Source organism: Halobacillus litoralis (genome assembly GCF_009856445.1).
In the GTDB taxonomy this organism is placed as follows: domain Bacteria; phylum Bacillota; class Bacilli; order Bacillales; family Halobacillaceae; genus Halobacillus; species Halobacillus litoralis.
Genome location: NZ_WMFA01000010.1, coordinates 48,523 through 61,902 on the forward strand (window position 1 = coordinate 48,523; position 13,380 = coordinate 61,902).

Genomic DNA, 13,380 nt, shown 5'->3' on the forward strand with positions numbered 1-13,380 from the left:
ACCCTTATGTTATTCCCACCAAATATGGGGAACATAAAGGTATCACTTTTTCGGTAAAGGAGCTTTTGTATGATCATCCGGTTCGGTTACGTATCTCATGCGCTCGACCTATGGGAAGCGACGCCAGCGAAGACAATGACATTTGCACGTTATAAGAAACTGGGGCACGAAACTGCGATTGAGCAGCTTCATAAAATTGCGGAAATGAACTTGCAGCGCACTCGTCGGATCATCCACTATAATATTGCGAGGGAAATCCATTTGTACCGGTTTTCTTCCTCTATCATTCCACTCGCTACTCATGATGAAGTGGAGTGGGATTATATCGAGCCATTCCGCCATCTGTTCGAGGAGATTGGTGATCTGGTAAAGGCGCACAATATGCGTACGAGTTTTCACCCAAACCAATTCACCCTTTTCACGAGTGACCGTCCTCATGTGACGGACAATGCTGTCCAGGACATGGAGTACCATTATGCGATGCTTCAAGCGATGGGGCTGCACAATGAATCACATATCAATCTACATGTAGGTGGCGCGTATGGGGATAAAAAAGCAGCCGTCTCTCGTTTTCATGAAAATATTAAAAAGCTCCCGGGTCCAATTAAACAGCAGATGACACTTGAGAATGATGACAAAACCTATACGACAACGGAAACCCTTGATGTCTGTGAAAAAGAGGACATTCCGATGATGTTTGATTACCACCATTACATGGCGAATCACACCGAAGATGAACCTCTTTCTAAAATCCTGCCTCGCTTTTATAAAACGTGGGACAGGCTGGGCCTTCCACCAAAAATTCATATTTCGTCGCCGAAGTCGGAAAAGGCGTACAGGAGTCATGCCGATTTTGTGGACGCTGATTTCATTCGCCCTCTCCTGAAAGAGTTGAAGGATCTCGGCACACCTGTAGATTTTATGATTGAAGCGAAAGAAAAGGACCGCGCCCTTTCTAAACTTGTCGAAGATTTTTCGAAAATCCGTGGTGTGAAACGGGTGGGGGAGGCGACCTTGGACGTTTAACTTTGCGTCCGCCTTTGGATCAAGTATATTTGATGGTACTGAAAGGGGTGGAATGATGGATAAACAGACCCTCTTATCCGAAGTGAATTTGTTTGAAGAATTAACAAAAGAAGAACTAATGGACGTAGATGCCATCAGTGAAATGAAAAAAGTAGCGAAAGGTGAAGTAATCCTCTCGCCTGAACATCCAGCTGAGCATTTATATATTTTGAAAAAAGGACAGATCCGTTTATACCGAACAAACCAGCAGGGGAAACAGTTCACATTGGACATACTGAAAGACGGAAATCTATTTGGGGAGGCCTCTACGCTGACTCTGACAGATTATGAAATGTACGCAGAGGCGATGACTGATACATATGTATGTTTGATGAGCAGGGAAGAGTTCGAACGATTTATGGAAAAGTACCCGAAGATCACGCTTCGTCTCGTTCAGTTACTTTCGTCTAAATTGAACGATTTTTACAAAAGAAGTGAGAAGATTGCTTTAGGTGAGGTGCGGGAGCGGATTCTTTATCTGCTGCTCATGCTTAGTGAAAAAAGCGGCCGTCGTCACCAGGAGTGGCAAACCGTCGAGATGAAGTTGACCCATCAGGACATCGCGACGATGATCGGTGCAACTAGGGAGACAACGAGTGCAGAAATCAGTCGTTTGAACAAGGAAGGCTATTTGAAAAAGGATCAAGTATTATCCATCGATGCAGAAAAAGCAAAAACCCATCTCGGCTTAGTGGTCACATAAGCCGGGACGGGTTTTATTTTAATATTCGTTTGGCTTCCATGAACCTTTGAATACCTGTAAACAATTCTACAGCAAAGAACAATAGTGTTGACCAGAAGAGGAATGGAGGGAATAAGAGCATCACACTGAACAGAACGAAGCCTTCTGTCCTCTCCGCAAGTCCCGCTTGATAGTAGAAGGATTTGATTCCTGCTTTTTCTGAAACGGCTCCTACAACTAAGAAGATCGTCATCGACACGATGATGGATACACTGAGAAGGAGAAGTGGCCATAAGACTTCTGGGTGAATATAAGCAATGGCTAAGATCATCCCAATTTCAACGATTCGATCGAATGTAATATCCATGACGGTTCCGAAAGGGGAGGTTTTGGTATTCCTGGCCATTGTCCCATCCACGGCGTCTAAAAATCCGGAAAGCCACAAAAATACGACCGCTAATATCGGAAAACCGAGCACATAGAGCACACTTGTACCAAGCCCGAAAAACAAAGCGAGCACGGTAATCTCATTGGCGGAGCGCCCTTTTTGTAGAAAGTAAGAAGCGGTTCGTTCAATGGATGGTTGAACGAATTTCCTTGCGTGGGTATCGAGCATAAAAAACACCTGCTTTAGCAAATAATATCAACGTCTTGTTACCACTTTACCCTAATTGGTCTTCCTTTAGACGATAGCATATGTTCCCTGGTAATAGAATCACCTTGCTTCTTTTGTAAGGCAGATTACAACGGTGAGCACATGAGGTTTGCCGAAAATGGTCAGGGTGTATAGTATCCCTGTAACCAACAACAAGGAGGAATTGTACATGTCCGAACATAAAGTAGCGATCACGAGTAAGTCTCAAGGGATGAAATCGGAAATCGAGGCAGGAAAACATTCATTGACGATTGATGAACCGAAGCAAATGGGCGGAACAGATGAAGGTGCTGACCCACTTGCAACGCTGTTAGGTTCGCTCGCAGGCTGTGAAACGGTCGTTGCGAACATGGTGGCGAAGGAAATGAAGTTCGACCTTCAAAGTATTTCGTTTGATATCAACGGGACTCTCGATATGCGAGGGTTGATGGGGACGGCGGATGTAAAGCCTTACTTTGACACGGTGAACATTAAAGCGGAAGTAGAAACGTCAGAATCTCAAGAGCGTATCGAAGAACTTCAGGAAATCGTTGACCAACGCTGCCCAGTTTTCACTACACTGAAAGCAGCAGGGGTTACCCTGAATGTAGATTGGCAAAAAGCTTAACAAATGGGAAGAGGCTCCTCTAGGGGGCCTTTTTTTATACTGAAAATTTCCATGGAAACGATGGAAAGAATTAATAATGAATCTCTTAATCCGCCTATGTTACCTTATTAGGGAACCTGATAAGGAGGTAGATTTTAAATGTTCAAAAAATTGATGCTGACAGGAATTGCTACTGTTAGTTTGCTCGCTTTTTCCTTCCCTGTCGAAAGTTTTGCCCACGCCAACACTCATACCGTCCAAAAGGGCGATTCTATTTATAAAATTGCTATGAAACATGGTGTTTCTGCCCAACAATTGCAGGCCATGAACAATAAATCGAACGCAGAAATTTATCCTGGGGAGCAGTTGCAGCTTCCCGTTGCTCTTAGTGAATCTGAAAAAGATTTACTCGCTCGTCTAGTTGAAGCAGAGGCGAAGGGTGAAAGTTATTCAGGTAAGGTTGCCGTAGCCACAGTTGTTTTAAACCGTGTGGAAAGTGATCTTTTCCCAGATTCCGTGAATGGCGTCATCTATGACGGCATTCAGTTCTCTCCTGTTTTGAATGGTACGATTAACCAGCCGGCAAGCGCTGAGTCAAAACGTGCGGTCAATGAAGCCATTGCTTATCAAGGCTATGACCGTGAGTCTCTATTTTTCTATAATCCTGATAAAGCGCAAAGTGACTATTTGAGCAGTAAAGAAGTGACAACAGTCATCGGCGACCACGTTTTCTTGAGATAAACCACTTGAACAAGCACCTTTGATAGGTGCTTGTATTTTTTTGGATTTTTACAATGGATCGTATGAATGAAAGAGCGTGGAAATATACATTCATCAACGGATGAACATACGATCCAGGACGATGTGGTGAATGTGGAAGAAGGTATTTAGAGCGATCGAAAGCGGATGGTGCTCTGTATGTGAGCGTTCATGAACAAGTGGATCATAGAAATGAAAAGGAGATCCCTGTACAGGGATCTCCTTTTTCGGTGCGATAGGGTTAACTTGCATCTTCTTCCTCCTGAAACAGCTCGACCTTCCTTTTCTTCGTCCGCTTTTTGTACACGCGGTTCACATAGTCATCCGTTAATGCAGCGATTTCCTTATGCAGGAACAATAGTGGAATAATGTTTGTAAGTAGGACGAAGGCTAAAATCAAGTCGAGGAATTGCCACACGAACTGAAGTCCTCCGATCGCTCCTACGAATACGGCTACAATGTAGACAATCCGCATGATTTTAGCTGCGCGTAGGCTGAACAGGTATTCCGCTTGTTTTTCTCCGTAAAAGACGAGGACACCGATGGTAGTAATTACGAAAAAGAGTAAAAATACAGTGATGAAACTGCCTCCGAACGCGTCTCCGAATTCGGATCCGATGGCGACGTTGATCATATTCGATGCATCACTTCCACCGACTTCCTGCCATGCGCCGGTGACGAGAACGGTCAAACCGGACACCGTACAGATGACAATTGTATCAACGAAAACGCTGAAGATTCCCCATAATGCCTGGCGGGACGGGTGATCTGTTTTTGCGGCCGCGTGGGCGATCGATGCAGTTCCAAGACCGGCTTCGTTAGAATAAAGACCGCGTGCAATCCCCCAGCGTAAAGCTTGGGCAACAGCCGCACCGGCAAAACCGCCAGTAGCTGAAATGGGTGTGAAAGCGTGGGTGAAAATCAATCCAAATACGTTGGGGATTTGATCGATGTTGGCAAAGATTACGTACAAACAGACAGCGAGGTAAATGAGCACCATGCCCGGCACCATCTTATCGGTGACCTTGGCGATCCGTTTAATACCTCCGAAAACTACGATGGCAATGGCTGCACACATGACGATCCCCGTAATCTCAACCGGCCATCCAAAGGCCCCCTCTGTCTGCGTAGCGATAGAGTTTGATTGCACCATCGTGCTTGGGATTAATTCAATCATTAGGAAGAATGCGAAGGCGGTCGAGACCCACTTCCAACCCAGGGCCTTTTTTATGTAGTATTGTGGTCCGCCGACCCAAATGTTTTTGTCGTTCTTTTCCCTGTACTTCATCCCTAATAAAATTTCACTATACTTTGTAGCCATTCCGATTAAAGCGACAAGCCACATCCAAAACAGAGCACCTGGTCCACCTAGAGAAATCGCGACAGGCACACCGACGATATTCGTTGCACCCGCTGTAGAGGCTAATGCTGAAGTGAAAGCCTGGAATGGAGTGATGGTTCCTTTCTTTTCTGTTTTCTTGAAGATTTGTCCGATGGTTTGGTGGAGGACGTGACCGAAAAAGCGGAATTGGAAAAACTTAATTCGGATGGTAAGGAAGATCCCGCCCAGAATTAAAATGATCGCTAATGGATACGTCCATAAAAAGTCGGAAATCGTGGTGATCCCCTCTTTGATACTATTCCATAAATCTCCCAATGAAAGATCCCCTTTCGACAAACTGTAAGATACCCATATATTCCCTTTACATAAAATGTTAAACGCATATAATGAGCAGGGAAGATGAGCCTTGAGAGAAAAAGCCATACACTAGAGGAATAGAGGAGGGATCAATTGAATATTAGTAAAGAAAATTTTCAAAACCATTCCATGAGCAAGTTAATCAAAGGAGCGGTGGTGCCGCGCCCGATCGCGTGGGTCTCCACTATAAGTGGAGATGGCATCCGCAATCTGGCACCTTTCAGTTTTTTTACGGTCGCATCCATGAATCCAATTACTCTTTGTTTTTCGATAGGGAGAGCGGATAGAGATAAAGACACACTGAAAAATATAAAGGAAACAAAGCAGTTTATTATCAATGTCGTTTCTGAATCGTTGGCTAACCAGATGCATGAAAGCAGTAAAAGGTTTGATGCTGATATTGATGAGTTTGAGAGGGCAGGTACAGATTTCGAAGACGGTGATTTTATACCTGTGCCAAGGGTGAAACAATCGCCTGTTCACATGGAATGTGAGCTCGATCGAGTCATAGAAATTGGTGAAGGGAATCTGGTTTTAGGAAGGTTGGTCGGTTACCATATCCAGGACGACGTTTATGAAGAAACAGACAAAGTGAATCCCTACGAACTGAAGCCTGTTGGACGAATGGCGGGAGACTACAGCTACATACGGGACTTCTTTCCACTCCCCAACGACGACCTTCCCAAATAAAAAATCCGCAGAGCCATTTTATGGCCCTGCGGCTTTTTTACATTTACTGGCGTACCAGGTCATACAGATTATGGTAATTCACTCCACCCTGGGTTTGGTTGGGTCACAGGCGGGATATTCGCCATTTGTGGTTTCTGCAAGTTTGTAAAGGTAGTAGCATTCTTCTCTTGCCATATGATCAGCCATGAGAGGGGAGAATGTGCCGAGTATGACCTCATTCATCTCCATCTCCTCTAATTCTGTTAAAAATGTACGGAAGATTTTCATTTCCAGTTCCACTTCATTGTTAAACCGTTTCAGAGCAGGGAAGGAGTGCTGGTTGGTTCTTAGATATCCTTTCATCTCCACGGCCTTTATGTAGAACTGATCGAAATGTTGCCGGAACGTATCACTTTTATCTTTAAGCCTTTTTTCCACAGCATCCATTTCATCATGGATGGCACCTGCATGACCTGAAGCATCCATTAACCACAGCATATGGTGGTGCAGCTCATGAAATAATGGAGGGACATCCCCTTTTCCTAAGAAACCGAGAACAAGCAAATATTCTTCTACTTCATTGACCATATGATTAAGGAAAGTTGGGCTCAAATGAATCTTTACTTTTCCAAAAAGGGATCGCTCGATCAGGTTGAGTTTAAACTTGTGAAACTTCCGTGCTTTTTCTCCTGCTTGCTTTGAAAAACTCACCATGTCCTCGACATTACCTTCGCGCACGTTCTTTAAAAGGTCATCCCATTGTGTAGCATAATTCCGCGCTTGATTTAATGTTTCCTCTTCTGAGGCGTACAAAGAATCCCGAATAAAACGGGCATGATCTCCAAGAATCTGCAACCAGAACAGATGCTCAAAATTCGCTTGTTCAGCATAGTCCTTCACGTTCATCACCCTCTTTTTTCTTAGGTCATCCCTTTCATCCTATTCATACTTTGTTTTCTTCATGAAAAGAGTCAGGATCCTATAAGCAGAATTTAAGAGTTTGGTAAAAAATAAAAAAAAGGCTTCTCAAATGGAAGATCCTCCTATATACTACTGTACTAGGAGTAATAATACAGTTAATACAGATAGAACACACCGATGGAGGTGGCTGGATGTTTGAGTTGGACGTCAGGAGCCGAAAGCCGATTTACGAGCAGCTCGTAGAAAAGCTGAAGCAACTGATTATCAATGACGTTCTGAAGGAAGACGAAAAACTACCTTCTGTGAGGGAGCTTGCCCAACAGTTGACGATTAACCCGAACACGATTCAGAAAGCCTATCGTGAGTTGGAGACGCAAGGGTATATCTACTCGTTGAAAGGGAAGGGAAGCTTCGTGCATCCTTCTGGAAAAGTCGATAACGAAGAGGAGTTGAAAAAAGTGAGAGAAGAGTTGAAGAAGCTGTTTGCGGAAGCGATTTATTTAGGGATGACTTCAGAAGAGATCGCAGCTCTTCTCCGCGAAGTTGAAGGAGGTCAGCAGGATGATTGAAGTGAATACGGTCAGTAAATCTTTCGATCGAACCAAGATTCTCAGAGACGTTTCTTTTCGAGTGAACAAAGGTTCCATCTACGGTCTTCTTGGTTCCAATGGTGCAGGGAAAACAACGTTAATGAGGATTCTTACAGGTATTCTCAAACAGAATAATGGGCAGGTTCATATTTTGGATAATGACGTCTTTGAGAATGAATCCGTCAAACAAAGGATGGTCTTCATCCCGGATAGTCTGTACTTTCTGCCCCAATACACCACTCGTCATATGGCAGATTATTACCGGTCCATGTATGACAGTTGGAACGAAGAACGGTATGAAAAATTAAAGAAAGTCTTTCAACTGGATGAAACAAAGAAAATCAGTCAGTTTTCCAAAGGGATGCAGCGGCAAGTCGCGTTTTGGCTGGCGATGGCATCGATGCCTGATGTACTGATCCTCGATGAACCATTCGACGGTCTCGATGCTGTCATGAGGCAGAAAGTCCGCAGCTTGATCATTCAGGATGTGGCGGAACGGGAGATGACGGTTTTAATATCCTCCCACAACTTGAGGGAAGTCGAAGACATTTGCGATCATGTCGGAATCCTACATAAAGGGGAAATTCTCCTTGAACGTGATTTGGATGATCTGAAAGCCGATGTCCATAAGATCCAGGTCGCTTTCCGTGATGATTCTTTTCAGCCGGAAACCATGGATCTCGATATTCTTCACAAAGAAAAACGTGGCAGTGTCTGGCTGCTGATTGTCCGGGGAAATGAAACGGACATTTCAGCTGACCTCCAAAAGTACCGGCCTCTTGTTTATGACAGGCTCCCACTTACTCTGGAAGAAATCTTCATTTATGAAATGGGAGGTGTAGGGTATGCGTTCGAAAACATCCTCGTTTAATAAAGAGATCATCAAGCAGGATTTCCGTAATGTTGGATGGATCAGTATCGTTTACTTTTTAGGGTTGTTCTTTATTGTGCCGATGCAGTTATTTATGGAATTCGGGAGAGAGGAACCTCGTATCACAGATGACCGTGGGTTATTTGGCGGAATCTTTGCTTATGAACTTCAGTCGCTATTTTTAATTGTGATGCCGGCGCTTATGGCGGTGTTTTTATTCCGTTACCTGCATGTCAAAGGAGCTTCAGATTTCGCTCACAGCTTTCCTATGAAGAGAGGGAAACTGTTTCATCACCATATTCTCTCAGGCATTATTCTATTAATCCTGCCGATTTTACTTAATTATTTGGTTCTCGTTGTTACGGCTGGAGTAACGGATGTCACAGAGTACTATACGATTGGGAATGCGAGTTATTGGTTATGGTTGTTTACCACAATGAGCCTTCTTATTTTCGCAGCGGGCGTTTTTGTTGGGACTTTAACCGGGATGTCCGCTGTGCAAGGAGTTTTGACTTTTATTCTGCTGTTTTTACCTGTGGGGTTATACGTGTTGATTGCTTTTCATTTGACCTCCTATATTAAAGGCTATTCCGGGGACATGGTGTTAGATCGTTCCCTTCAATATTTTTCACCACTGGTAGACTTGTTGGAGTACCGGAGCTATGGTCCGGAAGAGGTCAGTGTCCCTGTTGAAGCTCTTTCCTTATTCATTTATGGAGGCATGGCCGTTCTCTTTTACGTGATTTCCGTATGGCTCTATAAAAAACGACCTCTGGAAGCGGCGGGCCGTGCGTTAGCGGTACGCGCCCTGAACCCTGTTTTCAAACTCGGGGTCACATTCTGCTTCGCCTTATTCGGAGGCATGTATTTCAGTGTTGCCCAAAATACGTATAGTTGGATGATCACAGGCTATTTCATTGGTGGAACATTTGGTTTTGCCGCAGCTTCCATGCTGCTTGAAAAAACCTGGAGAATATTCAACAAGAAAAACGTAACAGGTTGGCTGGGTTATGGTGTGGCAGCTGGTGTATTGATTGCGGCTATTCCGCTCCTCTGGCAAAATTACGAATCTTATGTCCCTGAGCAGGATGAAGTGGAAAAGGTCTATATCAGTAGTGGATATTGGGAATATCAACAACTTGCTGATCACGATAGGAAAGTTCCTTACATTACTTCTGAAGCGGCTATCCAATCTGCGATAGACCTTCATGAGAAACTAATCGATGTGAGCAACCCTCTAAAGAAAGGGGAAGATTACTTCTTCTTTGTCTATCAAATGAAGGACGGAAGTGAGATCTATCGCCAATATCGTATAGATGATGAAAAAGTGAGGGATGAGAAGAAAGCTGTTTATGAAACACAAGAATACAAAAGTATTCAATATCCTGTGCTTGCATTAGATGTTTCTGAGATCAATCAATTGTTGATGCACCCTTATTCAGGCCGTAGTGGAAAGGATTTGTACGATCCGGAGAAAATTTCTGCGTTTATGGAAGTGTTAAAACAGGACCTTGAACAACTTTCATATGACGAAATGGTTACACCCAGAGGATTGGATACAGGGGTTACCTTTACCGTGAATGGAACACGTGAGAATCCATATTATGTTCGTCTTTACCCATCCTATGAGAATACGATGGAGTGGTTGAAAGAAGAGGGCATGTACGAACAAGTGATGACCCAGGCCGAAGACGTACAGCGTGCTGAAGTCTACCGCTGGCCTCAAAGTCTAGACGATCGATATAGCAGACCTCGATTTGTGTTTGAACAATTAAGAGGGGATGATGTTGAACCTCTTGAAGTTACAAATCATGTACAAATTGAAACGCTTTTCGAAGGAGAAGCAAATAAAGAAGAGGGAGCTTATCTTATCGCTTTTTATTTCGATAAAAACGATCCTGAACCTTATGAAGTTTTAAGTTTCGATGAAGGGGACGCTCCGGGCTTTATAAAGGAACACTTCGAATAAAGGGAGAGATACAAGAAGATGGACTTTTGTGAGATGTATGAACAGTATTATCATCGTGTTTATTACACAGCTTTAAAAGTGACGAAGAACCCTTGTTCAGCTGAAGATATCCTTCAAGAAACCTTTATAAAAGCCTACGATAAACTCGATGAAGTCCGTGAAGAAGGAAAGGTGGGGGCTTGGCTCTCCACGATCGCCCACCGAAAAGCCATTGACCTTCTGCGCAAAGAGAAGAAGGCAGTCATTATGCCGATCGAGGAGATGCCGATGCCCCAACCTGTCTATGAAAATGCTGTTTCTGATGTTGAACATATATGTGAATGCCGTCATCTGGAAGAAGACATCAAGAAGCGGATCAGCACGTTATCCCCTAAGCTTCGCGCGGTGTTTCAATTGAGTTACGATAAACAATTGCAGGAAAAGGAAATCGCCCAAACGCTTCAGATCACACAGGCGGCCGTTAAGTCACGTCTTCACCGGGCGAGACTGGCCATGAAAGGCAAGCTTGGCGAAGAGATGGATCATTATTCTACAGCGTAGTATGATAAGCAGAACCCCGAAAACCGGGGTTCTGCTTTTTTTACCCCGGAATGTTATATTTTTTTGTATGATGAAGAAGTAAGAAGGAGGTGGATGGTTTGAAGAAGACGTACTTTTGGTATGTGCTTGTTTTACTGTTCATATTGACGGGATGTACAAGTGGTCAACAGTCATTACCTTTACCTGAGAGGGATGGAGACTTTCATTTTCAGGCCTTTGTGGAGGAAGTTCCGAAAGAAGGAGAGGCGGATCCTGAATATGAACGGATGTATGATCTGGTAGCCAAAATGCAGGCGAATGAAGCGATTGATCTTACACAGGTGGACGTTCAAGTGAAAAAAGAGGCCCCCATCCAAGCACATGGGGAGGAAATTGTTCGTTTCCCGACCTATCTCGTTTTAGATCGAGAAGGAATTGTGTTGAAGACCACGAAATTGGATGAAATAGAAGAGTTTATAGATCATGCTGGCACAAAAGATTAAATAGAAAGGAGGGAGAATGTGACCATTCTATCTTTTCTCGCTATTTTAGGGGTAGGAATCGGAGCAGGTTTCATTAATGTCATTGCGGGTGGGGGATCGCTTTTAACGCTACCCATGCTCATTTTCTTCGGTCTGCCTTCCGCTGTAGCTAATGGTACGAACCGAATTGCGTTGATGGCACAGAACATTGTCGCTATCGCGTCTTATCGTAAAGACGGCTACTTTGATGCACGGTTCAGTTTTCTACTAGCCGTACCCGCTCTCATCGGCTCAATCGTGGGCGCACAAATTGCTGTGAATATTCCGGATGATCTATTCAATCGTATCCTATCGATTGTGATGATTATCGTCTTAGTGATCATGATATGGAAGCCTCACAAAAACCTGTCCGCATCAAACGGCGAGAACTCCCGGATGAAGAAGATTGCATTGGTTCTTATCTTTTTCTTTATAGGGATCTATGGAGGATTCATCCAGGCCGGGGTAGGTTTTGTCATTATAGCAGCGCTGACCTTAGTGACGGGGTTATCTTTAGTGAAGATTAATAGCATCAAAGTATTTGTCGTTGCTGTTTATACACTGTCTGCTTTGGTGGTTTTTGTCGTCAATGGTCAAATCCATTGGGGCTATGGAATTACATTGGCCATCGGTACGAGCCTCGGTGCTTTTTTAGGCAGTAAATTTGCGGTCAGACATGGAGACAAATGGATTCAACGGTTCCTGATTCTCGCCGTTATTGCCATGGCGGTCAGGCTCTTCTTCTTTACATAAAATGCGGGGCTGAATCTTTTCTATAAAATGACAAGGTTGCTAGAGTTTTTTATAGTAAGAGGGATTCCCGCTCCAATTAGCGAATAGTTAAGGATCACTGTTAGGGAGTGGGGTACCGTGCTCAGTAAAGTAGGTCAAATTATGTTGTATGTCCATGACCAGGATGAAGCCGTGAAATTTTGGACAGAGAAGTTAGGGTTCGTGGTGGTTTCTGAAGAAAATAACGGGGATGGAATGAGATGGATGGAAGTTTCTCCCAAGGAGGGAGTGGAGACAACCATTGTCCTCCACGATAAAGAAGTAGTTGCAAGGATGTCTCCGGAGCTCAACCTTGATCCACCTTCCTTAATGTTTTTCACAAATCATTTTGAGGAGCTGCATCGTGATTTATTAAATAAAAAAGTGACGGTAGGGGAAATAGTTCACATGCCGACGGGCAGGGTGTTCAACTTTGCGGACAATGAAAATCAGTACTTTGCTGTCATGGAGAAGAAGTAATAGAGACTTTCATTGAATAGAGGAATCAAAAAAGACCAGAGAGTTCTCTGGTCTTTTTTGATTATAGAGCAGGCGTTGGTGTTGGTTCTGCATAGCCATTTTCGTAGGTAGAGTCGATCTTTTCGCGAATCTCTTTTATTGATTTACCATCCTGATAATCAATGATGGATTGTGCAGCAATCTCCATGCAAACCCCGCATTTTGTGCCGTGATCATCCCAGATGATACTGCCATCTTCATTGGTTTTGTTGACAAAGCAGTCATAGTTGTCCCGATGTCCTACACTCTCCCCGCATCCGCAGTAGCAAGGGATGTTCTCAAGCAATTCTTTGCTTTGAGCAGCAGCCATATAGATGTCGTGCATTTCCTGTGGTTTTTCATCCATGAATGATGGAAGTGTCGTCACGGAGGCGGTCTCTTCTCTGATGTCACCGTTCACATGGTCAATATGGGCTTCCTCTTCGGACTCAGAGGAGCACCCGGATAGGGCGGCACCGATCACAAGTATAAGGATAAGGAATAGTGGTTTTTTCATAAAAAAAGCACCCTCTTCGTTTTGATAGTTTCATCATAAAGAGGGTGGCATGAAGTTTCAATGCTTTTCTATAAAGTTCGTTCATCAG

Annotated in this window: 17 protein-coding genes; 12 read left to right on the forward strand and 5 right to left on the reverse strand. The window is 43.9% G+C overall.

All coding sequences use genetic code 11. The features are described 5' to 3' along the window. Positions 1-69: 69 nt before the first annotated feature. Both uvsE and GLW00_RS17155 read left to right on the forward strand, forming a co-directional pair. Positions 70-1,026: a UV DNA damage repair endonuclease UvsE gene (uvsE, locus tag GLW00_RS17150; protein ID WP_160916113.1), complete on the forward strand. Its 957-nt coding sequence runs from the start codon at positions 70-72 to the stop codon at positions 1,024-1,026. Positions 1,027-1,081: 55 nt separating this feature from the next. Continuing rightward, the gene (locus tag GLW00_RS17155; protein ID WP_160916115.1) at positions 1,082-1,768 is read left to right on the forward strand and encodes a Crp/Fnr family transcriptional regulator; all 687 of its coding nucleotides are present in this window, start codon (positions 1,082-1,084) and stop codon (positions 1,766-1,768) included. Between the two features lie 13 nt (positions 1,769-1,781). Here GLW00_RS17155 and GLW00_RS17160 read toward each other — a convergent pair whose 3' ends face one another. Then, on the reverse strand, positions 1,782-2,363 hold the full coding sequence (locus tag GLW00_RS17160; RefSeq protein WP_160916117.1) for a CDP-alcohol phosphatidyltransferase family protein: 582 nt from the start codon (positions 2,361-2,363) through the stop codon (positions 1,782-1,784). A gap of 208 nt (positions 2,364-2,571) precedes the next feature. Between GLW00_RS17160 and GLW00_RS17165 the strand changes: the two genes are divergently transcribed. After that, complete coding sequence (locus tag GLW00_RS17165; protein ID WP_160916119.1) at positions 2,572-3,009, forward strand: OsmC family protein; 438 nt, start codon at positions 2,572-2,574, stop codon at positions 3,007-3,009. A gap of 138 nt (positions 3,010-3,147) precedes the next feature. Next, positions 3,148-3,729 carry a cell wall hydrolase gene (locus GLW00_RS17170; RefSeq protein ID WP_160916121.1) on the forward strand — a complete coding sequence of 194 codons (582 nt, stop codon included), beginning with the start codon at positions 3,148-3,150 and terminating at the stop codon, positions 3,727-3,729. 93 nt (positions 3,730-3,822) lie between these two features. On the opposite strand, the gene GLW00_RS17175 is transcribed toward GLW00_RS17170, so the two are convergent. After that, positions 3,823-3,999 (reverse strand): hypothetical protein, encoded by a 177-nt coding sequence (locus GLW00_RS17175; RefSeq protein WP_160916123.1) that lies wholly within the window; start codon positions 3,997-3,999, stop codon positions 3,823-3,825. Further along, positions 3,989-5,404 (reverse strand): alanine/glycine:cation symporter family protein, encoded by a 1,416-nt coding sequence (locus GLW00_RS17180; RefSeq protein ID WP_160916125.1) that lies wholly within the window; start codon positions 5,402-5,404, stop codon positions 3,989-3,991. Before GLW00_RS17180 ends, GLW00_RS17175 begins: the two co-directional genes overlap by 11 nt. Positions 5,405-5,539: 135 nt before the next feature. Here GLW00_RS17180 and GLW00_RS17185 point away from each other — a divergent pair, with 135 nt between their 5' ends. Next, on the forward strand, positions 5,540-6,136 hold the full coding sequence (locus GLW00_RS17185) for a flavin reductase family protein (RefSeq protein ID WP_202412551.1): 597 nt from the start codon (positions 5,540-5,542) through the stop codon (positions 6,134-6,136). Positions 6,137-6,214: 78 nt separating this feature from the next. Here GLW00_RS17185 and GLW00_RS17190 read toward each other — a convergent pair whose 3' ends face one another. Next, entirely contained in the window at positions 6,215-7,015 is an 801-nt protein-coding gene (locus tag GLW00_RS17190) for a DUF2935 domain-containing protein (RefSeq protein ID WP_160916127.1), read from the reverse strand. A 212-nt stretch (positions 7,016-7,227) separates the two neighbouring features. Here GLW00_RS17190 and GLW00_RS17195 point away from each other — a divergent pair, with 212 nt between their 5' ends. The 7 genes from GLW00_RS17195 (at position 7,228) to GLW00_RS17225 (ending at position 12,757) form a co-directional block, all read left to right on the forward strand. Then, on the forward strand, positions 7,228-7,605 hold the full coding sequence (locus tag GLW00_RS17195) for a GntR family transcriptional regulator (protein ID WP_160916129.1): 378 nt from the start codon (positions 7,228-7,230) through the stop codon (positions 7,603-7,605). Next, complete coding sequence (locus GLW00_RS17200; RefSeq protein ID WP_160916131.1) at positions 7,598-8,497, forward strand: ABC transporter ATP-binding protein; 900 nt, start codon at positions 7,598-7,600, stop codon at positions 8,495-8,497. Before GLW00_RS17195 ends, GLW00_RS17200 begins: the two co-directional genes overlap by 8 nt. Continuing rightward, positions 8,472-10,466 carry a DUF6449 domain-containing protein gene (locus tag GLW00_RS17205; RefSeq protein WP_160916132.1) on the forward strand — a complete coding sequence of 665 codons (1,995 nt, stop codon included), beginning with the start codon at positions 8,472-8,474 and terminating at the stop codon, positions 10,464-10,466. Before GLW00_RS17200 ends, GLW00_RS17205 begins: the two co-directional genes overlap by 26 nt. An 18-nt stretch (positions 10,467-10,484) precedes the next feature. After that, positions 10,485-11,006 carry an RNA polymerase sigma factor gene (locus GLW00_RS17210; protein WP_160916134.1) on the forward strand — a complete coding sequence of 174 codons (522 nt, stop codon included), beginning with the start codon at positions 10,485-10,487 and terminating at the stop codon, positions 11,004-11,006. 98 nt (positions 11,007-11,104) lie between these two features. Continuing rightward, positions 11,105-11,488: a hypothetical protein gene (locus GLW00_RS17215; protein ID WP_160916136.1), complete on the forward strand. Its 384-nt coding sequence runs from the start codon at positions 11,105-11,107 to the stop codon at positions 11,486-11,488. 18 nt (positions 11,489-11,506) lie between these two features. Beyond that, complete coding sequence (locus GLW00_RS17220) at positions 11,507-12,259, forward strand: sulfite exporter TauE/SafE family protein (protein WP_160916138.1); 753 nt, start codon at positions 11,507-11,509, stop codon at positions 12,257-12,259. Positions 12,260-12,376: 117 nt separating this feature from the next. Next, positions 12,377-12,757 carry a VOC family protein gene (locus tag GLW00_RS17225; protein WP_160916140.1) on the forward strand — a complete coding sequence of 127 codons (381 nt, stop codon included), beginning with the start codon at positions 12,377-12,379 and terminating at the stop codon, positions 12,755-12,757. A gap of 61 nt (positions 12,758-12,818) precedes the next feature. Here GLW00_RS17225 and GLW00_RS17230 read toward each other — a convergent pair whose 3' ends face one another. Then, entirely contained in the window at positions 12,819-13,292 is a 474-nt protein-coding gene (locus GLW00_RS17230; protein WP_160916142.1) for a PCYCGC motif-containing (lipo)protein, read from the reverse strand. Between the last annotated feature and the right edge of the window lie 88 nt (positions 13,293-13,380).